The sequence below is a fragment of the Yoonia sp. genome (assembly GCF_036770585.1).
In the GTDB taxonomy this organism is placed as follows: Bacteria; Pseudomonadota; Alphaproteobacteria; order Rhodobacterales; family Rhodobacteraceae; genus Yoonia.
On the sequence record NZ_DAIPIW010000004.1, the window covers coordinates 1 to 20,759 of the forward strand.

The following is a 20,759-nucleotide window of genomic DNA, read 5'->3' on the forward strand; positions in this document are numbered from 1 at the left end:
TGACGGCGGGATCGAAAACGATCTTTGCCTTCGTGATCCGCGACGGTGCCCGCCCCGAGACGACGGGCGGCAAGACCGCAGCCACCGCCGACGACAGCATGCGATCCGTGGTCGAGCTTGTGGGCAGTGCGACGCTTAAGGATATCGTCGCCGAGACCACCAATGTGGTGGAAAAGATGTGTATCGAGACGGCGGTCGAACTGACGATGAACAATCGTGTTGCCGCCGCAGAGATGCTCGGGCTGTCACGCCAGTCGCTCTATGTGAAGCTGCGCAAATTCGATCTGCTCAGCCGCGATAGCGACGAGGGATAGCCCGCCTAACGCGGGCTTCGCTTTGCAAGGATGCGCTGCAAGGTGCGGCGATGCATGGACAGACGCCGCGCCGTTTCCGAGACGTTCCGGTCGCACAGCTCGTAAACCCGTTGGATGTGTTCCCAACGGACGCGATCCGCGCTCATCGGGTTTTCGGGGGGCGGCGGCAGCGTGTCGGTCCGCGAAAGCAGGGCGTTGGTCACATCGGTCGCATCGGCGGGTTTGGCCAGATAGTCGGTCGCCCCGATCTTGACCGCAGCCACAGCCGTGGCAATCGCGCCGTAGCCGGTCAGCACGACGATCCGGCTTTCCGGACGCCGCGCCCGCAGCGTTTCGACCACGTCGAGGCCATTGCCGTCCTCAAGCCGCAGGTCAACCACTGCATAGGCAGGGGGGCGGGCCGTCGCAATCGCCTGTCCGGCAGCAACCGAGCCTGCCGTTTCGACATCGAAGCCGCGTTTTTCCATCGCCTTGGCCAGACGGCGCAGAAACGCTTCGTCATCATCGACCAGCAGCAGGCTCTTGTCGTCGCCCAGATCCAGAGCTTCGGAATTCATGCGTCACCTTGATCTAACCTTTGGCTATGAGATAGGCAGCGGCGCCCTCTCGTCAACTTGAACCAGACGCCCCGATGAACCTGCGGCGCGCAGCCTGATTGATCGGATGGGGATTGACGCTATCCTGTCATCAACAAGTCAGCCTGAACGGTCCATGCAGAACTCGGAATTCGAACTCTTCAATCAGCAACGCAGCGACTGGGTGCGCCTGCGCACGCTTGTGGCGCTGCGGTGGTTCGCTGTGATCGGGCAGTCCGTCGCGCTGATCGTGGCTATAAAAGTCTACGGGCTGCAAATTCCGGTCGGCTACGCGGCATTGGTGATCACCACCTCGGTGGTTGCAAACCTGGTCTCGATCAACGCCTATCCGGAAAACAAGCGGCTCTCGGAAACGCAGGCCACGCTCTGGCTGATCTTCGATCTGGTGCAGCTTAGCGCCTTGCTGTTCCTGACAGGTGGTCTGAACAACCCCTTCGCCATGCTTTTGCTTGCGCCCGTGACAATCGCGGCGACGGTGCTGCATCTGACCAATACGATCTTTCTTTGCCTGACGGCGATTTCGCTGACCACGCTGCTCAGCGTTTTCTACCTGCCGATCATCGGCGCAAGCGGGGCCGTGCTGGAATTGCCGCCGCTCTTTCAGTTCGGGTCCTGGGTCGCCCTGCTGGTCGGGCTTGTCTTTCTTGCGCTCTATGCGCGGCAGGTCACGACCGAGATGCACGCCATGGGCGAGGCGCTTGTCGCCACCCAGCTTGCGCTTGCGCGCGAACAGAAGCTGACCGACCTTGGCGGCGTGGTCGCCGCTGCGGCGCATGAACTGGGAACCCCGCTTGCCACGATCAAGCTGGTCAGCAGCGAGTTGATGGAGGAAGTGGCCGATAACCCCGATCTTCTTGAAGACGCCCGCCTGATCCGCGAACAGGCCGACCGGTGTCGCGTGATCCTGCATTCCATGGGGCGGGCAGGGAAAGACGATCTGATGCTGCGGCAGGCCCCGTTTGAAACCGTCGTGCGCGAAGCGGCCGAGCCACACCTCAATCGCGGAAAGTCGGTGAAATTCTACATCGCCCCCGCCGAGGGCGGCCCGCGCCAGCAACCCACGATCCTGCGCCGCCCCGAGATCATCCACGGGCTGCGCAACCTGATCCAGAACGCCGTCGATTTTGCCCGCTCGGAAGTGACGGTCGAGATGGCATGGACCGAAACGACACTGGACGTCCGCATCGCGGATGACGGGCGCGGCTTTCCCCAATCCGTCCTTGGCCGGATCGGCGACCCTTACGTCCGGCGGCGGCGTCTGTCCGAGGATGGCGCCAAACGCCCCGGCTACGAGGGGATGGGCCTTGGTCTCTTCATTGCCAAGACCCTGCTGGAAAGGTCCGGTGCGCAGCTGCGCTTTGCCAACAGCCGCCGGCATGGCCACGCAAGCTGGACCGGTCAGGCCACCGGCGGTGCCGTGGTCGAGGTCACATGGGAACGGCGGACCTTGGGTCTGAGCAGTGACGAGGCGACAGCCCCCTTGGGCGAAAACCAGCGGTTCGCCGTGCAATAGCCAGGCATCGTCCTGCGGTGAAGGGCGGTTAAGACGGCGTTAACCTTCATTTGCCACGCTGCCCCTGGGACAGCGGAACGGGCAACTCTATGGCATTGGCAATCTCGGATATCTTCATGTTTGGCGGTGCTTTTCTGGCCGGCTTCATGGTTTGCCTGTCCTTGATTCGTGACAGGCTGTCACGGGCGGACACCACGGAACCCCGCGAAACGCCGACGATTTTTCTTTTCAACGGCGAACGCCTGTGCGACATGACCCCGACGGCCCGCGATTATCTGGCCGTGCCAGTCGACTGCATCGCCGATCTGGAAGAAATGCTGACGGCCACCTTTCCGGACCTTTCTTTCGCCGATATCGACCCGCAGGGCATAAGCCGCTCTGACCCGACAGGTCGCTTGCGGCTGACGGCGCGGCAAGACGGCGCCGTCCTGCGGGTCGAGGTCTGGGGTTTGCCGGACATCATCATGGCGCGCCGCGCGCGCGAGCTGACACTGCTTGCGGATATCGCGCGCCACTCGGGCGAACTGGTCTGGCAAATCGCGGACAACGGACGCCTGATCTGGTCCAACAGCACCTATCGCCGGATCGCCTCGGAAATTCCGCACGGCGATGGCGGCCTTTTCCCTGATCTCGATCCGGCCGAACCGCATCAATCCAGACGCCTGCAACCCAAGGCCTGCAGCACCCGTTGGTTCGATGTGACGACCGCACCCAGTGAAGACGGGCTGATTTGCTTTGCCACCGAAACGACCGAGATCGTGCGCGCCGATGACAACAGGCGGGAATATGTGAAAACCCTCGGGCGGACTTTCGGGGATCTGGCCACCGGTCTGGCGATCTTCGACAAGGCGGGGCAACTCAAGATGTTCAACCCCGCTCTCCTTGAGATGAGCAAGCTGCCCTTCGCCTTCCTTAGCGCGATGCCTCGCATCGACACCGTGCTCGACCGGATGCGCGAATTGCAGATGATGCCCGAACCCAAAGACTATGCGACATGGCGCGAACAGTTCACCGCTGTCGAATCGGGGGCCCGCCGCGGCACCTATTGCGAAAACTGGCCGCTGCCGGACGGGCAGACCTTCCGTGTGACAGGCAGACCGCACCCCGACGGTGCCTTTGCCCTGCTCTTTGAAGACATCACGGCCGAGTTGTCACTGACCCGGCGCTTCCGGGCGGAAATCGAAACCGGACAGGCGGTGATGGACAGCCTGCCCGACGCCATTGCCGTCTTTTCACCCGCCGGAACGCTGCTCATGACCAACAGGGGCTATTCCGATCTCTGGGGCATCGAGGACCCCCACCTCAGCCTGCGCGATCTCATCACCGAGGTATCGCTCTGGCGCGAGAACGCGGTCACCTCGTCGGTCTGGTCAAGGTTCCAGACCTTCGCGCGGCAAGGCAGCGACCGCAAGGCGTGGACGGGCGATGTCCATCTCTTGGACGGACGGCCCCTGCGCTGTCACGGAACACCGCTTGACGGGGGCATGACGCTGATGCGCTTCTCCTTTGCACCGCCCACACCGCCGCTGATCCAGAAACTGATGCAGGCCGACCCGGCAATTCGCGCCCGCAGCGGGTGAATGGGACTTGCGGGCGGCCCCTCAGACCATAATGTCGGGGCATGGCCACCCCGATCCTGACACGGCAGATCAGCGACGAAACCGCGATGGCGGCTTTCGCGGCGCGCCTTGCCCCGCAGATCGGCATTGGCGACACCCTTCTGTTGTCGGGCAGCATCGGCGCCGGTAAATCCGCCTTCGCGCGCGGCTTCATCCGCGCCAAGCTGGGCCGGGCCGAGGATGTGCCCTCGCCCACCTTCACGCTTGTGCAGACCTATGACACCGCAGAGGGCGAGATCTGGCACTGCGATCTCTACCGGCTGACACACCCTGACGAGGCGCTTGAACTCGGGCTGGACGCGGCCTTCGAGACCGCCATCTGCCTGATCGAATGGCCCGACCGGCTGGGCGACGCCGCCCCCGAAAACGCGCTGCATCTGGCCTTTTCCGCCGGTCCGGCGTCGCATGAGGTCGTGGTCTCTGGCAATCCCGACTGGCAGGCACGCGCAAAGGTCTGGAATGTCTGACCGCGCCGCAGACATCGCGGCAGTCCTGCAAGACACGCCGTGGCAAGACTGGCGCGCCCACGCCATCACCGGGGATGCCTCGGCGCGGCGATACCTGCGGCTGACGTCGGACGGGGCCTCTGTCATCGTGATGGACGCGCCGGCAGATATCTGCACGGATACGGGCCGCTTTGTCGACATCGCGCAACTGTTGACGCAGGTCGGCCTTGCCGCACCTGATGTCCTGAAAACAGACCTTTCACGCGGCGTCCTGATCCTCTCTGATCTTGGGCCAACCGACTTCGCCGCCCACCTGCGGGACCACCCCGAAGACGAAGCCGTCCTTTACACGGCCGCGACCGATCTGCTGGTCGCCATCCGCGGCATCGCGCCACCCAGCCATCTTGCCCGCCTCACACCCAAGGTCGGGGCCGAGATGATCGGGGTTCTGGCGCCCGCCTATGTGGACGCTGACATCACCGAACTGCAATCTGCCCTTCATGGCGCGCTGGACCGTTACGCCCCGATCCCCGACACGCTGGCCCTGCGCGACTTCCACGCCGAAAACCTGATCTGGCGGCCGGATCGGACAGGCCACGCCCGTGTCGGCCTGCTCGACTTTCAGGATGCCTTTGTGGCCCCCGCCGGTTACGACCTCGCCTCGCTGCTGCGGGATGCGCGCCGGGATGTCTCGGCCCAGACCTCCGAGGCGATGATCCATCGTTTCGTTTCGGCTTTCGACGCGGGCGAGGCCGGGCTTCGCCTGCAAATCGCGACCCTCGGCGTGCAACGCAACCTGCGCATCCTTGGCATTTTCGCGCGGCTCGCGCAGGCGGGCAAACCGCGCTACCTTCGGTTCATGGACCGTGTCTGGACCCATATCCAGACCGACCTTGCGACACCCGCGCTGGCTGATCTGCGCGCCGCAGTCACAGTGACCCTGCCGCCCCCCACGCCCGACCATTTGCAAAGGCTGCGACCATGACCCGCCCGATCCTTCTTTTTGCGGCAGGCAAGGGCACCCGCATGGCCCCGCTGACCGATACCCTTCCCAAACCGCTGATCACCGTCGCGGGCAAACCGCTGGTGGATCATGCCTATGACCTCGCCACCGATGCCGGATGCCGCCCCATCGTGATCAATACCCATTACCTGGGGCATATGATCCGCGATCATGTCGCGGGGCGCGACGTGCTGATCTCGGACGAGGCCGACCTCTTGCGCGAAACCGGCGGCGGCCTGCGCCACGCCCTGCCGCTGCTGAAAGCCGACCCCGTCGTCACCATGAACACCGACGCCGTCTGGCGGGGGCCCAATCCGGTGCAGCATCTTCTGGGGGCATGGCGGGACGGGATGGAGTGTCTCTTGCTTGTGGTCGAAAAGCGGAACGTCGCGGGCCACCACGGCAAAGGCGACTTCGACCGCGCAGCGGACGGCAGGCTGCAACGCGGCCGCGACCTTGTCTACACTGGCCTTCAGATCATCCGCACCGATAGACTGGCCGCAATAGGGGATGAGGTCTTCTCGATGAATGTGGTCTGGGACGCGATGATCCGCGATGGCGGGCTTTATGGCGCGATCCATGACGGGCGGTGGTGCGATGTGGGCCAGCCCGAAAGCATCCCTCTGGCCGAGGCGATGTGCCATGTTTGACCCCGCCAGCAGCCCGCGCATTTTCGCCACCGCCCCCGGCACGGACTTTGCCGAAACCCTTGTGCGCGGGCTTGCGGCCCGCGGCACCGATTATTCCCCCGCCGACTGGGCGCGGATCGAGATCTACGTGAACACCGCCCGCATGCAGCGCCGCCTGCGCGAGGTTTTCGACGCAGGCCCGCCGCGCCTTCTGCCACGCATCCGGCTTGTCACCGATCTGGCTGATGATCCGGTGTCGCTTGCCGTGCCGCCCGCCGTCCCGCCCCTGCGGCGGCGGCTGGAACTGGCGCAATTCGTGGCCAAGCTGCTGGACGCACAGCCCGATCTTGCCCCGCGCGCCGCACTCTATGATCTGTCCGACAGTCTGGCGCGGTTGATGGACGAAATGCAGGGCGAAGGTGTTTCGCCCGACGCCATCGCGAAACTCGACGTGACAGACCAGTCCGGCCACTGGGCGCGCGCGCTGGAATTCCTTGGCATCATCACGCCCTTCTTCAACCGTGCCGACCAGCCCCCCGACAAGGACGCGCGGCAGCGCATGGTGGTCACGGCCCTGGCCGAGCGTTGGGCGACAACGCCCCCCGCCCATCCTGTGATCGTCGCAGGCTCGACCGGATCGCGCGGCACAACCGCGCTTTTCATGCAAGCCGTCGCCAGACTGCCGCAAGGCGCGCTGATCCTGCCCGGTTTCGACTTTGACCTGCCCGCGCCGGTCTGGGCCGACATGAAAGACGACCTCGTGTTCGAGGATCACCCGCAATACCGGTTTCGCCGCCTGATGGACCTGATCGGCTTTGGCAAAGACGACGTTACCCCCTGGACCGATGCCGCCCCCGCCAATCCCGCCCGCAACAGGCTGGTTTCGCTTTCACTGCGCCCCGCGCCCGTCACTGACCAATGGCTTGACGAAGGCCCCCACCTTGGCGACCTCGTCACCGCAACCGCCGATCTGACACTGGTCGAAGCCGCCTCGCCCCGGGCCGAGGCCGAGACCATCGCCCTGCGTCTGCGGCAGGCGGTCGAGGACGGCCAGACCGCCGCCCTGATCACCCCCGACCGGATGCTGACACGGCAGGTCACGGCGGCCCTTGACCGTTGGAACATCACGCCCGACGACAGCGCAGGGATGCCGCTGGCGCTTTCGCCTCCGGGGCGGTTCCTGCGGCATGTGGCCGACCTTTTCGGCAAGCCCCTGACGGGCGAGGCGCTGCTGACCCTGCTCAAACACCCGCTATGCCATTCCGGCGAAGGCGCGCGTGGCGACCATCTGCGCCACACCCGCGATCTGGAATTGTCGCTGCGCCGTTACGGCCCACCGTTTCCCGATGCCGCCGACCTTGCAAAATGGGCCGGTGACACACCCGACCGGCAGGCCTGGGTTGCATGGCTGGCCCCGCTGGTCACCGATCTTGAAACTCTGGCCGAGGGGCATCTGTCCACCTTCCTCGACCGCCACCTGACCATCGCCACGGCCCTTGCCGCCGGACCGGTTGCCGAAGGCAGCGGCGGTCTGTGGCTTATGCCCGCAGGGCGCGAGGCGCGGCGGATCTGCGACAGCCTGATCGCCGCCGCCGAGGCAGGCGGCACGATGACCGCCCGCGACTATGCGTCCCTTTTTGGCGGTGTCATCGGCGAAGGCACGGTCCGCGACCGCGACAAGGGGCACCCGCAGGTCCTGATCTGGGGCACGCTCGAGGCGCGGGTGCAGGGCGCTGACCTGACCATCCTTGGCGGCATGAACGATGGTATCTGGCCCGAGGCCCCGCCGCCTGATCCCTGGCTGAACCGGACGCTGCGGGCGCAGGCGGGGCTGTTGCTGCCCGAACGCAAGATCGGGCTGTCGGCGCATGACTACCAGCAGGCCATGGGCGGCAAAGAGGTCTGGATCACCCGCGCAAAACGCTCGGCCGATGCGGAAACCGTGGCGTCCCGTTGGGTGAACCGGTTGACGAACCTGCTGGACGGTTTGCCGGATAAGGGGGGGGAGGCCGCGCTGAAAGCGATGCAGGCGCGCGGCAATGACTGGATCGCAAAGGCGGCAAAGCTTGCCGCACCCGCCGATACCGTCGCGCCCGCCAAGCGCCCCTCGCCGCAGCCACCCACCGATGCCCGCCCGCGCGAGCTGTCAGTCACACAGATCCGCACCCTGATCCGCGACCCTTACGCGATCTACGCCCGCAAGGTCCTGCGGCTCGATCCGCTCGACCCGCTAAGCCCCAACGCCGAGGCGCGGCTGAAGGGCACGATCATTCACACGATCCTCGAACGGTTCATCGCAGGCCGCTTCCCCACCGACGACCGCGCGACCCTGATCGCCTTCGCGGAAGAGGAATTCACCAAGCATTGCCCATGGCCCACCATCCGCGCGCAATGGATGGGGCGGTTCGTGCAGATCGCCGATCTCTTTCTGGAGGGCGAGACGATCCGGCAATCCAATGCCACCCCGACCATCTTCGAAGAAAAGGGCAATGCGGTGGTCGGTGCCTCGGGCATCAATCTTGTCTGCAAAGCCGACCGGATCGACCTGACCGAGGCCGGGACGGCCTTGATCTATGACTACAAGACCGGCGACGTGCCAACCGCCGCCAGACAGGCCAAATTCGAAAAGCAGCTGCTGGTGACGGCCGCGATGGTCGAACGCGGTGCCTTTGAAAGGCTTGGCGCCAGACAGGTCGAACAGGCCGCTTTTATCGGCGTGAAAAAAGAGATGAAGATAACGCCCGCCCCGCTTGCCGACCACCCGCCCGATCAGGTCTGGGCCGAACTGGAAAGACTGTTCCTGCGTTGGCAGGCACGGGACCGGGGCTATACCGCACGGCTGGCGATGTTCTCGAAAGGCGACATCAGCGACTATGACCACCTGTCGCGCTACGGCGAATGGGACACCAGCCATGATGCAGCGCCCGAGGTGCTGGAATGATCCGCGACGCAGCCACCCAGCACCAGATCGATGCCGCCAACCCGCGACAGTCCACATGGCTGTCGGCCAACGCGGGCTCGGGCAAGACCCGCGTGCTGACCGACCGCGTGGCGCGTCTGCTGCTGGAAGATGTCTCGCCCCAGAACATCCTCTGCCTGACTTATACCAAGGCCGCCGCGACCGAGATGCAGAACCGCCTGTTCAAACGCCTCGGCGCTTGGGCGATGATGCCGGATGCCAAATTGCGCGCCGCCCTTGCCGATCTGGGTGTCGCGCGTGCGATCGACGCGGACCAGTTGCGGCAGGCCCGCACGCTTTTTGCCCGCGCAATCGAGACCCCCGGCGGCCTGAAAATCCAGACCATCCATTCGTTCTGTGCAGGCCTGCTGCGCCGCTTCCCGCTGGAGGCGCAGGTCAGCCCGCAATTCCGCGAGATGGAGGACCGCGAGGCGGAACTCTTGCGCGCCGATGTGGTGGACGGGATGCTGCTGGGGACGGATGCGCAGGTGGTCGAAGGGGTGCTGGCGCATTTCACCGGAAACGATCTGGCCCAGCTGACGAAAGAGATCGCGCAGCACAGGCAAGCTTTTCAGGGCGCTTGGGATAAAGCGGCAATTCACACCGTCCTCGGGCTTGCCAAGGATGCGACCCGTGCGGATGCGCTCGCATTGGCTTTTGCAGGGGATGAGGCCTCAATCGCGGACAGCGTGGCCGAGGTTTTCAAATCCGAAAGCAAGACCTATCGGGACTTTGCCACAAAGCTTGGAAAACTCCACTTTGCCGATCCGGGCTGGAATGATCTGGAGACGCTCTTCTCGCTGTTCCTCTATGCCAAGGACGGCACGTCGAAGTCGGTTAATTTTCCCCAAAGCAACCATTCGAATGCTGTCGCAGCGATGGCCCCCATCGCAGCCGAGGTTCACGATTGGATGGACCGTGTGGCCGCCGCAAGACAGCACCTTTTGACCATCGACGCAGCCGACCGCACCGCCGCGCTCTATGCTTTCGCCATCCGTTTCATCCCCGCCTACGAGGCGCGCAAGCTGGCGATGGGGGCGCTCGACTTCGACGATCTGATCCGCAAGGCAAAGGACCTGCTGACGAACCCCGATCTGGCGCAATGGGTGCTGTTCCGGCTGGACGGCGGCATCGACCATGTGCTGGTGGACGAAGCGCAGGACACCAGCCCGACCCAATGGGCCGTGATCGAACGGCTGACGCAGGAATTCGCGGCGGGCGAAGGGGCCAACGCCCAGCGCGAACGGACGGTCTTTGTCGTCGGCGACAAGAAACAGTCGATCTATTCCTTTCAGGGTGCGGACCCCGATGAATTCGACAGGATGTCCGCCCATTTCACCAAGGCGCAAGAGGCGGTCGGACAAACGCTCGAACCGCTGACGCTGGCGCATTCCTTCCGATCCGCGCAGCCGATCCTTGACGTCGTGGACACCTGTTTCACCGGTGACCGCGCCGCTGGCATGGACGACAGCGTCAGCCACATCGCCTTCAAGGCTGACATGCCGGGGCGCGTGGACCTCTGGCCGGTGATCGAGCAAAGCAAGGATGAGGACGACCGCCTCTGGTATGATCCCGTCGACCAGCCCAGCGCCAGAAATCACGACGTCATCCTCGCCCGGCAGATCGCCGACCAGATCAAATGGATGATCGAAAACGAAACCATCCCTGTCGAGAAAGAGCAGACCGGCACCTACGAACGACGCCCGATCACCGAGGGCGATATCCTGATCCTCGTCCGGAGCCGGTCAGACCTTTTTGCCGAGATCATCCGTGCCTGCAAGGCGGCTGACCTCAAGATCGCCGGGGCCGACCGCCTGCGCGTCGGCGCGGAACTCGCGGTCAAGGACCTTGCCGCGCTCTTGAATTTTCTCGCCTTGCCCGAGGACGACCTGTCGCTTGCCGCCGCCCTGCGGTCACCGCTGTTCGGTTGGCGCGAACAGGACCTATACAGCCTCGCCCATCACAGGCCGGACAAGGCTTACCTCTGGAGCGCGCTGCGCGACTCCGGTCATGCCGAAACACTTGCCATCATCCATGATCTGCGCGAACGGGCGGACTTCCTGCGCCCCTATGACCTGCTGGAACGTATCCTGATCCGTCATGGCGGGCGGCAGAAGCTGCTGGCGCGGCTTGGCCCCGAGGCGGAAGACGGCATCGACGCGCTGTTGTCTCAGGCGCTGGCCTATGAACAATCCAGCGTGCCCAGCCTGACCGGCTTTCTGACGTGGATGCAGACCGACGATGTCGAAGTCAAACGCCAGATGGAAAGCAAGGGCGACCGTATCCGCGTGATGACGGTGCACGGCGCCAAGGGGCTGGAGGCCCCGATCGTGATCCTGCCCGACACGGTCAAGCGCAAGCGCGAGGTCAATGACGAGATCCTGCCAGCGGGCGACCATATCATCTGGAAACCCCGCGCCGACGACTCGCCAGAGGCGGTGAAAACCCTGAAGGACGACATCCTGGCCAAGCAGGATCGCGAAAGGATGCGTCTGCTTTACGTCGCCATGACCCGCGCCGAGAAATGGCTGATCGTCGCCGCAGCGGGCGATGTCGGTGATGGTGACGACAGTTGGTACAACATCGTCTCGGACGGGATGGCGCAGCGCGGTGCCACTGACGCCACATCGGGTGCGCTTTCCATCAAGCGGGTCGCGTCGGGCGATTGGGACGGCCTGCCGCTGGGCAAGGTGACGCAGACGACCAGACCCGAGGTAACGCTGCCCAGATTTTCCGATCTGCCGCAACCTGGGCGCGCCAGCACGATCTCGCCCTCTGATCTCGACGGTGCCAAGGTCCTGCCGGGCGAAAGCGGCGAGGGCGATACCGAAGCCGCCAAGGCGCGCGGCACGCTGATCCACCGCCTGCTGGAACACCTGCCGCTGGCCCCGCCCGATGCGCGCCAGACCCTTGGCCTGCAAATCGCAGGGCAGGGCGATGCCGGAACGGTCGGGGCTGTGATCCGCCTTCTCGATGATCCGGCGCTTGCCCATATCTGGGCCGCGGACGCGCTGACCGAGGTGGACATCACCGCCGAGATCGCAGGACTGGGCCGCATCCACGGCGCCATCGACCGGCTGATCATCACGGACCAGCAGATCACCGCCATCGACTACAAATCGAACCGCCTTGTGCCCGACAGGCCCGAAGCCACGCCCGACGGGCTTTTGCGGCAAATGGCGGTCTACCATGCCGCCCTTGCGCAAATCTTCCCCGAAACGCCCGTTTCGGTGGCAATCCTCTGGACCGAAACCGCAACCCTGATGCCGATACCCGACGACTTGCTTCACGAAGCCATGATGCGTCTTGCAACGTCTTGACCATCCGCGCGCGCATACCTAGTTTTCGCGCTCAACCTTTCCCGCCAAGGAGTATCCCCGATGGCAACCGTAGCCGTAACCGACGCCACCTTTGACGCCGAAGTGCGCCAGTCCGACATCCCCGTTGTCGTCGACTTCTGGGCCGAGTGGTGTGGCCCCTGCAAACAGATCGGCCCCGCTCTGGAAGAGCTGTCGAACGAGATGGCCGGCAAGGTCAAGATCGTCAAAGTGAACGTGGACGAAAACCCCAACTCTCCCGCCCAGATGGGCGTGCGCGGGATCCCTGCGCTGTTCGTCTTCAAGGACGGTCAGGTCGTCTCGAACAAGGCGGGTGCTGCACCCAAGGCCGCCATTCAGGGCTGGATCGAAGATTCGATCTGATCGCGACCGTTTCCGACCTTCAAGGGCGCCCCTCGTGGCGCCCTTTTTCGTTCACACGGGCCAGCCGTGACCGCGCAGCACGTTGCGGATCTTGTTCTTCGCCTCGGGCCGGCCTGCGTTGATCGCCTGCATCTGGAGAAACCAGAACATATACGACGCATAGTCGGGCTCATGGAAAGGCGCGCGCGCAATCGCCTGTGCCGCGCCCATGTCGCCCACGTTCAGCGCGATGTGGTGAAAATCGGATTTGCCGAACAGGACCAGCGGCTTGCCGAAGAACAAGCCCATGAAACCGACGCTGGAATTCTGCGTCACCACGTAATCGCAGTTCTGCAAGTAACGCTCGACCCCCGCCGCCTGCACGAAAAGCCGCGCGTGCTTGTCGGCAAGGGCCTGCAAGGCGGCACCCTCGGCCGGGGTATAGGTCTCGTTGGGATGCAGCGTCACGACGACCTGTCGCTTGGGATCATGGTCCAGAAGGGCTTCCACCATGTCCAGCGGGCTTGCGTGCTGGAATGACCGCTTTTCCAGCAGCCGACCCTGCAATGGCACAAAAACGAACCCGTCACGCCGCGCCGTGCGCGGGGCTTCGTCGAACAGGCGGTTGCGCCAGAAACGGTAGAAGTTCGACGCCTTGCGCGGATCGACGGCATGGGGATCGAAAGCCGACTTGGCGACCGGCCAGTCCCACCGCTCGGCCGCTTTCTCGATATGCCAGAAGGGGTAAAGGTATGTCTTGCGGAACACCAATCCGCGCCCGTTGACCGGCGGCTGCATCAGGAAAAGACTGTGCCCCGGCCGCGCCATCGCCCGCAGCCGTGCAGCCTGATCGTCGCTGTCGAAGGCCACGGTCAGCCCTGCCGCCTCCAGCACCTCGGAGACTTTGGCGATGAAATTCTGGTTCCCGTTTTCGGCCTGTCGCCGCAACTGGGGATGCAGGTAGAATGTGACGGTCTCGCGCGCGCTCATGCGCCATAGCTAGCCTTCGCGGGGGGCCTGAACAAGCGGTGCGGGGTTGTTTGCGGCGGCACCTCCCGCCATATACGCAAATGACACCGTGAGAGGAGCCGCCAATGGCAAAAGAGGATTTCCCCGGCTGGCACGGCACGACGATCATCGGCGTGCGCAAGGGCGGCAAGGTCGTGATCGCAGGCGACGGGCAGGTCAGCCTTGGGCAGACCGTGATCAAGGGCACCGCGCGCAAGGTGCGCAGGCTGTCACCCGGCGGTCAGGATGTGATCTGCGGTTTCGCGGGATCGACGGCGGATGCCTTTACCCTGCTGGAGCGGCTGGAAAAGAAGCTCGAAGCCACCCCCGGCCAACTGGCCCGCGCAAGCGTCGAACTGGCCAAGGACTGGCGCACCGACAAATACCTGCAAAAGCTGGAAGCCATGCTGATCGTCAGCGACGGCAAGGACCTGTTCGTCATCACCGGCGCGGGCGATGTGCTGGAACCCGAGCATGATATCGCGGCGATCGGATCGGGCGGCAATTACGCGCTGGCCGCAGGTCGCGCGATGATGGACACCGACAAGGATGCCGAGACCATCGCCCGCGCGGCCATGGCGATTGCCGCCGATATCTGCGTCTATACCAACGGCAACCTGACAGTGGAGAGCATCGGATGATGATCGAACGCGACGACATCCGCGCCGCTGTCGCCAGCGGCCTTCTGAACGAAAGGCAGGCCTCTGGTCTGATCGCGCTGTCCGACAGCCGCCGTGGCGCGCGCGAGAACCTCGATAACGGCGACGAGCCCTTCGAGCTTTTCAAAGGCTTCAACGAGGTTTTCATCGTCATCGGCCTTCTGATCCTGTCCACCGGCTGGTGGAGCGTGCTTGCCGTGATGCTGGCCGATCAGGTTGCGGGCTGGCAGCGCTCGACCGTGATCTACGGCGTGGTCGGCGCGATCATCTTGTGGATGCTGTCCGAGTATTTCATACGCAAGCGCCGCATGGTCGGTCCCGCCATCGCCCTGTCGATCATGTTCGCCAGCAACGCCGGCAGCGTCTTTGTTGTCGGGATGTCGGAACCCTTCATGATCGCGCAGAACGACTTTTCCAGCGTGCCCTTGCCGCTGTTTCTGGCCACGCTGACGCTGCTGGTCTACTGGTGGCGCTTTCGCGTGCCCTTCGCGATGGCGATGATCGCTTTGGGTCTGTTTGCCGTGGCCATCGTCCTTGCCGCCAGCCGCGGTGGGAAGATCGAAAGCATCTCGGACTTCTTCCTGCTATCCGCGGGCGGGCCATTCGCCGTGATCACGCTGGCGCTTGGGCTGATCGTCTTCGCCGTCGCCATGACCTTCGACATGAGCGACCCGCACCGTGTGACCCGCCGGTCCGCCAACGGCTTCTGGCTGCATGTGGTCGCCGCACCTGCGCTGGTGAATACCGTCGCCCTGTCGCTGCTGGATCAGGATACGGCCATGTCGAACCTCGTTCTTATCGCGATACTGGCGGGTTTCGCCATCGTCGCCATCGTCATCGACCGCCGGTCGTTCCTGATTGCCGCCATCGGCTATTTCGTGGCCCTGGCCGCAACCGTCTTCAACGGCGAGGGCGCCGCCTTCACCGTTCTGGCGCTGGGCGTCACGCTGCTGTTGCTGGGCGCTTTCTGGGAACGCATCCGCGCCCGCCTGCTGCGGCTGATGCCGCGCTTCGTGCCGCTGCACCGGCTTCCCCCATCCCATTCGTAAGGACTGATCATGACAGACCTGACCCCCCGCGAAATCGTCTCGGAGCTCGACCGGTTCATCATCGGTCAGAAGGACGCCAAACGCGCCGTGGCGGTAGCCCTGCGCAACCGCTGGCGGCGCAAGCAATTGGGCGATGACCTGCGGGACGAGGTCTACCCCAAGAACATCCTGATGATCGGACCCACCGGCGTCGGCAAGACCGAGATCAGCCGCCGTCTGGCGAAACTCGCCCGTGCGCCCTTCATCAAGGTCGAGGCGACCAAGTTCACCGAAGTCGGCTATGTCGGGCGCGACGTGGAACAGATCATCCGCGATCTGGTGGATACCGCGATCATCGACACCCGCGAACACATGCGCGAAGACGTCAAGGCCAAGGCCCATCACGCCGCCGAAGAGCGTGTCATCACCGCCGTCGCAGGCACCGACGCGCGCGACACAACGCGCGAGATGTTCCGCAAAAAGCTGAAGTCCGGCGAACTCGACACCACCGTGATCGAACTGGAACTGACCGATACCAGCAACCCCTTGGGCGGTTTCGAGATCCCCGGCCAGCCCGGCGGCATGGGCGGCATGATGAACCTCGGCGATCTGTTCGGCAAAGCCATGGGCGGGCGGAAGGTCAAGAAGCGCATGACAGTCGCCGAAAGCTATGAAGCGCTGATCGCGGACGAGGCGGACAAGCTGCTCGACGATGAAACCGTCACCAAGGCGGCGATGGAAGCGGTCGAACAGAACGGCATCGTGTTTCTGGACGAGATCGACAAGGTCTGCGCCAATGCCGACAGGCGCGGCGCGGATGTGTCACGCGAAGGGGTGCAGCGTGACCTGCTGCCCCTGATCGAAGGCACCACCGTCAGCACCAAACACGGGGCCATCAAGACCGATCATATCCTCTTCATCGCCTCGGGCGCCTTTCATGTGGCGAAACCCTCGGACCTTTTGCCGGAACTGCAGGGCCGCCTGCCGATCCGTGTGGAACTTCGCGCGCTGACCGAAGATGACTTCGTCCGCATCCTGACCGAAACCGACAATGCGCTGACCCTGCAATACGCGGCCCTGATGAAAACCGAAGACGTGGCCGTCACCTTTACCGACGACGGCATCAAGGCGCTGGCCAAGATCGCCGCCGAGGTGAACGAAAGCATCGAAAACATCGGCGCGCGCCGGCTCTACACAGTGATCGAGCGTGTGTTCGAGGACCTTTCCTTCAACGCCCCCGACCGCGCGGGCGAAGAAATCGCCGTGGATGCGGATTTCGTCGAAAGGCATCTGGGCGAACTCTCGCGATCGCGGGACATCAGCCGCTATGTGCTCTAGCGTGATGTGAACCGATGAACGCCTTCACGCGCTCTGGCCGGCGGATGATAAGACTGTTCCGCAATCCCAAAGTGGACCAGTTGCTGAAGATCTATCATCGGGCGGGCGGGGCAATGAGGCAGGCCGCCTTCGATAATCTCGGCCTTCACCACACACACTGGCGGATTGTCGATCCGGAAAACCTGACCACTTACACCTCGCTTGATCTTCAGACGCCCTGGCAGCTTGAACTTGCGGCTAAGGCCCCACCTGCGCTGCTCAAGAAGCGGTCTCTGCATCTTCTGGATGCGACTTGGCACTTCCACAGCATCGACCTGAGCACTTACAAGGCACTTTTCGAACGCGTCGCGCGGACCACGCCTTTGGCCAAATTCGTCATCATCGCCCGGACTCCTTTTTGCGCTTACAGGCTTGGGCAGGCGGGGATTGGCGCCATCCAGGCAAACAGTTCCGCATTCGAGGACGATCGCGCCTGGTCAATCGAAGAACCGCCCTCTGGTGGGGCCCCACGGTACGAGGCGATCTACAACGCACGCCTTTTGGACTGGAAGAACCATCACCTGACGAAGGCATTGAAGAACCAGCTCTTTGTCTATGAACACCCCGGACAAGACAGCGATCTGGTTCACGGTTTTCGCAAGGACTTTCCAAACGCCTGTTTTGCCAATCACGACCTCAACGATGGCATCTACAGGTATTTCGACGAAAAAGACCTGAGCAGGCTTCTCGCCGACGCTCATGTCTCGCTCGCCCTCTCTTTTAAGGAAGGCTTCATGCGGGCGTCCCTGCAATCTTTGCTGGCCGGCAAACCCGTGGTCACTGTCGAGAACATTGGCGGAAGAAGCCGATTCTACCATGATGACACCGCGCTATTCGTCGCGCCGACCCCAGAAGCGGTGAAGGCCGGTGTCCATGTCCTGAAAGAGCGGCGTCTGTCTCCTGAATTTGTCCGTCGCGAGGCGATGAAGTTGCTCCAGATCGAGCGCCGCGATGTCATGGAATCGATCAATGGCATCAGGGGTGATGTCTTTGGGCCGACAGCCCGAACCCTCGATTTCGAAGCGTTTCGTGGCATCAAGTTCAGGCGTGCACCGGTGCTTGATTTCTGGCAGGCGCTGGAACAGGCCGTGGGCTGAGACGCGCGCAGGTCATCTGCGTTTTGCCCCTTTCCCATGCCCGCGCATCGGCGCATGTATGCGGCATGAATCAATCCTCTGGATACATCCGTTTCATCCGCGAGAATCTGCCCTTTCTCGGGACGGGGTTTCTGTTGTCGTTTCTTTCCAGTTTCGGGCAAACCTTTTTCATCTCGATCTTCGGCGGCGAGATCCGTGAGGCTTATGGTCTCAGCAACGGAGACTGGGGCCTGCTTTATATGGTGGGCACGGGGGCTTCGGCGCTGGTCATGATCTTTGCGGGCGGGCTGGCCGACCACTTTCGCGTGCGGACCTTGGGAATTCTGGTGGTCTGGCTTCTGGCGTCGGCCTGCCTTTTCATGGCCTTCAACAGCATCGCGGCCCTGCTGCCATTGGTGATCTTCTGCCTGCGGTTCACCGGACAGGGCATGACCACCCATGTGGCGACCGTTGCCATGGCGCGCTGGTTCGTCGCCTCGCGGGGGCGCGCGCTTGCCGTTGCGGCCTTCGGTTTCATGCTGGGCGAGGCGACGCTGCCGCTTTCGATGGTCTGGCTGAAAACGATGGTCGACTGGCGGACGATCTGGATCGGCTGCGCGGTCTTCGCGGTTCTGACAAGCGGCCTTCTCTACCATTTGCTGAAGCTTGAACGCACGCCGCAGGCGATGGCGGCCACAACCCATTCCGCCGGCATGAACGGACGGCACTGGACCCGGGCCGAGGCGCTGCGGCATCCGCTTTTCTGGGCGATGGCACCGGCGGTGATGTCGCTTTCCGGTTTCGGCACCGCCTTCTGGTTCCATCAGGTGCATTTCGCCGAAATCAAGGGCTGGTCGCATCTGGCGCTGGTGTCGGTCTTCCCGCTTGGCACGATCACTCTGGCGGGCTCGACCATCCTTTATGGTTGGGCCATCGACCGTTTCGGCGCTACGCGCCTCTTGCCCATCTACCTGATCCCGCTGGTGATTGCCTTCGTGCTGCACTGGTATGCCCCGTCGCTTGGCTGGACCGCCTTCGCGATTGTGCTGATGGGGCTGGCAGGCGGTGGGCAGGCGACCTTGCTGAACGCCTGCTGGGCCGAGTTCTACGGCACCCGCCATATCGGCGCGATCAAGGCGGCGGCTGCGGCGCTGATGGTCCTTGGGTCCGCCATCGGCCCCGGGCTGAGCGGCTGGCTGATCGACGCCGGGCTCGGCTTCGAGGTGCAGCAACTGGGCTATGCCGCCGCCTTTGCCTTTGCAGCGCTGATCCTGATTGTTCCCACGCGCCGCGCGCAAGCGGCCTTAACGGCTGCGGCGTAGGTAGACGTAATAGGCCCCGTGCCCGCCATGCCGGATATGGGCGGGGGTCACCTGCAAGACCGCCTGCGCCAAGGGGGGCAGTGCCAGCCACTGCGGCACCTGATGCCGCAAGACACCCTGCCGCACGGGGATCGGTCCGCCATCGTCGCGGTCCTTGCCCTTGCCGGTGATCACCAGCACCAACCGCCGCCCCACCGCTTGCGAGCCGAGGATAAACGCCGTCAGTTCCGGATGCGCCTCGGCGATGGTCATGCCATGCAGGTCGATCCGCGCCTCGGGCTTCAGTTTGCCACGGGTCATGCGACGGTGGGCGCGGCTGTCCATGTTTACCTGCGCCGATGACATGCGTTCGGCGATCGGTCCCAAAAGATCATGGGCCGGGGTCATCTTGGCCTTCTGGCCGATCCGGAAATCAGGCAAGGGCGCGCTGCGGTCATCCGGTTTGGGCTGCATCGGCGCCTTCGGGGGCGGCTCGGTCGCCGGTGCGGGCAAGGGCCTGTCGCCCCGCCGCTCTGTGCGCGCCGCGACCTTGTCCCAAAGGGCGCGCTCTTCCGGCGAAAGATGGCGGGGCCTACGCATCGGCCGCACCCTTGCACAGCCTGTCCGCCAACACATGCGGCAAGAGCGTCACCATGCGCCCGCCATCCTTGACCGCCCCCGCCGCCTGACCCGCCTTTGCCCCGGTGCCAAAGAAGATATCCGCCCGCTGCGCCCCCTTGATGGCCGAGCCGGTATCCTGCGCCACCATCAACCGACAGAGCCGGACCGCGCCCGCTTTTTCGATCCAGACCGGCGCGCCCAGCGGTTGGACATCGGGATCGACCGCCAGCGTCCGGCCTGCGGTCACCGATTGGCCCAGCGCACCCAGCGGTCCATCTGTCGCGGGCACCGCGTCGATCGGGCGGAAGAAGACAAAGCTTGCGTTTTCGCACAGGATCGCGGGCCCATGAGACCTGACATACGCGCGGATCGCCTCGGGGCTGACCGCATCCGCCGCAACGGCACCCCGTTCCACCAGCACCGCGCCGACCGAGGTATAGGGATGCCCGTTCTTTGCCGCGAACCCCAGCCGAAGCATCCCGCCATCGGGGAAGCGCACACGTCCCGACCCCTGCACCTGCAGGAAGAACACATCGACCGGATCGGCGAACCACGCCAGTTCCAGCCCGCGCCCTTGCAGCGCGCCGCCTTCGATCTCGGCCCGGGTCAGATAGGGGGTGCCCGGGTCCAGATCGGGGGGCACGGCATAGGCCGGATAGCGGAAATGCGCGTCCTTGACGGGCGCGCCTGCAAGTTCTGGTTCATAATATCCGGTGAAGAGCGTAGCCCTGTCATCCACGATCAGGACAGGGGTGAAATTCGCCTCGAAATAGAGGCGCGCATCCACGCCCGCCCGTGGCAGCTCTGGCCAGTCGGGGCCAAGCGCCCCGCGCGTTATGCCAAAAACATCAAGGGCGGCCTGATGATCGTCATCAGCCCACCCCGTCAGGTCCGCGAAGGATCGTTTATGATAGCGCAATCCGGCCACCC

General features: G+C 64.0%; 18 protein-coding genes. 14 read left to right on the top strand and 4 right to left on the bottom strand.

The genetic code is table 11. The annotated features are described in order from the left end of the window. On the top strand, positions 1-314 hold a 314-nt coding region (locus V7N12_RS01420), incomplete at its 5' end, for a helix-turn-helix domain-containing protein (protein ID WP_333712139.1). A gap of 5 nt (positions 315-319) precedes the next feature. Here the strand turns inward: V7N12_RS01420 and V7N12_RS01425 are convergent. Continuing rightward, on the bottom strand, positions 320-871 hold the full coding sequence (locus tag V7N12_RS01425) for an ActR/PrrA/RegA family redox response regulator transcription factor (protein ID WP_333712140.1): 552 nt from the start codon (positions 869-871) through the stop codon (positions 320-322). Positions 872-1,025: 154 nt separating this feature from the next. On the opposite strand from V7N12_RS01425, the gene regB reads away from it, so the two are divergent. The 8 genes from regB (at position 1,026) to trxA (ending at position 12,780) form a co-directional block, all read left to right on the top strand. After that, on the top strand, positions 1,026-2,423 hold the full coding sequence (regB, locus tag V7N12_RS01430) for a sensor histidine kinase RegB (RefSeq protein WP_333712141.1): 1,398 nt from the start codon (positions 1,026-1,028) through the stop codon (positions 2,421-2,423). A gap of 89 nt (positions 2,424-2,512) precedes the next feature. Further along, positions 2,513-4,003 (top strand): PAS-domain containing protein, encoded by a 1,491-nt coding sequence (locus V7N12_RS01435; protein ID WP_333712142.1) that lies wholly within the window; start codon positions 2,513-2,515, stop codon positions 4,001-4,003. A 41-nt stretch (positions 4,004-4,044) separates the two neighbouring features. Next, positions 4,045-4,509, top strand: coding sequence for a tRNA (adenosine(37)-N6)-threonylcarbamoyltransferase complex ATPase subunit type 1 TsaE (gene tsaE, locus V7N12_RS01440; RefSeq protein WP_333712143.1), 465 nt, complete (start codon positions 4,045-4,047; stop codon positions 4,507-4,509). Further along, on the top strand, positions 4,502-5,473 hold the full coding sequence (locus V7N12_RS01445) for an aminoglycoside phosphotransferase family protein (RefSeq protein WP_333712144.1): 972 nt from the start codon (positions 4,502-4,504) through the stop codon (positions 5,471-5,473). The genes tsaE and V7N12_RS01445 overlap by 8 nt, the downstream gene beginning before the upstream one ends. Then, positions 5,470-6,141, top strand: a complete 672-nt coding sequence (locus V7N12_RS01450; RefSeq protein WP_333712145.1) for a nucleotidyltransferase family protein — start codon at positions 5,470-5,472, stop codon at positions 6,139-6,141. Before V7N12_RS01445 ends, V7N12_RS01450 begins: the two co-directional genes overlap by 4 nt. Continuing rightward, complete coding sequence (gene addB, locus V7N12_RS01455; protein WP_333712146.1) at positions 6,134-9,061, top strand: double-strand break repair protein AddB; 2,928 nt, start codon at positions 6,134-6,136, stop codon at positions 9,059-9,061. Before V7N12_RS01450 ends, addB begins: the two co-directional genes overlap by 8 nt. Continuing rightward, positions 9,058-12,399 carry a double-strand break repair helicase AddA gene (addA, locus tag V7N12_RS01460; protein WP_333712147.1) on the top strand — a complete coding sequence of 1,114 codons (3,342 nt, stop codon included), beginning with the start codon at positions 9,058-9,060 and terminating at the stop codon, positions 12,397-12,399. The genes addB and addA overlap by 4 nt, the downstream gene beginning before the upstream one ends. A gap of 60 nt (positions 12,400-12,459) precedes the next feature. After that, positions 12,460-12,780 (top strand): thioredoxin, encoded by a 321-nt coding sequence (trxA, locus tag V7N12_RS01465; protein ID WP_333712148.1) that lies wholly within the window; start codon positions 12,460-12,462, stop codon positions 12,778-12,780. A 51-nt stretch (positions 12,781-12,831) separates the two neighbouring features. Here the strand turns inward: trxA and V7N12_RS01470 are convergent, their stop codons facing one another. Further along, positions 12,832-13,749 (bottom strand): capsular polysaccharide export protein, LipB/KpsS family, encoded by a 918-nt coding sequence (locus tag V7N12_RS01470; protein ID WP_333712149.1) that lies wholly within the window; start codon positions 13,747-13,749, stop codon positions 12,832-12,834. Positions 13,750-13,853: 104 nt separating this feature from the next. Here V7N12_RS01470 and hslV point away from each other — a divergent pair, with 104 nt between their 5' ends. The 5 genes from hslV (at position 13,854) to V7N12_RS01495 (ending at position 19,229) form a co-directional block, all read left to right on the top strand. Then, the gene (hslV, locus tag V7N12_RS01475) at positions 13,854-14,408 is read left to right on the top strand and encodes an ATP-dependent protease subunit HslV (RefSeq protein ID WP_333712151.1); all 555 of its coding nucleotides are present in this window, start codon (positions 13,854-13,856) and stop codon (positions 14,406-14,408) included. Next, a complete protein-coding gene (locus V7N12_RS01480; RefSeq protein ID WP_333712223.1) occupies positions 14,408-15,475 on the top strand; it encodes a hypothetical protein in 1,068 nt (355 codons plus the stop codon). Before hslV ends, V7N12_RS01480 begins: the two co-directional genes overlap by 1 nt. Positions 15,476-15,484: 9 nt before the next feature. Then, positions 15,485-16,792, top strand: coding sequence for an ATP-dependent protease ATPase subunit HslU (gene hslU, locus V7N12_RS01485; protein WP_333712153.1), 1,308 nt, complete (start codon positions 15,485-15,487; stop codon positions 16,790-16,792). 14 nt (positions 16,793-16,806) lie between these two features. Next, a complete protein-coding gene (locus V7N12_RS01490; protein WP_333712155.1) occupies positions 16,807-17,928 on the top strand; it encodes a hypothetical protein in 1,122 nt (373 codons plus the stop codon). A gap of 65 nt (positions 17,929-17,993) precedes the next feature. After that, entirely contained in the window at positions 17,994-19,229 is a 1,236-nt protein-coding gene (locus V7N12_RS01495) for an MFS transporter (RefSeq protein WP_333712156.1), read from the top strand. Here V7N12_RS01495 and V7N12_RS01500 read toward each other — a convergent pair. Then, positions 19,212-19,808, bottom strand: coding sequence for a Smr/MutS family protein (locus tag V7N12_RS01500; RefSeq protein WP_333712157.1), 597 nt, complete (start codon positions 19,806-19,808; stop codon positions 19,212-19,214). The genes V7N12_RS01495 and V7N12_RS01500 overlap by 18 nt on opposite strands. Further along, positions 19,801-20,757, bottom strand: a complete 957-nt coding sequence (mltA, locus tag V7N12_RS01505) for a murein transglycosylase A (RefSeq protein ID WP_443089928.1) — start codon at positions 20,755-20,757, stop codon at positions 19,801-19,803. Before mltA ends, V7N12_RS01500 begins: the two co-directional genes overlap by 8 nt. Positions 20,758-20,759 lie beyond the last annotated feature (2 nt).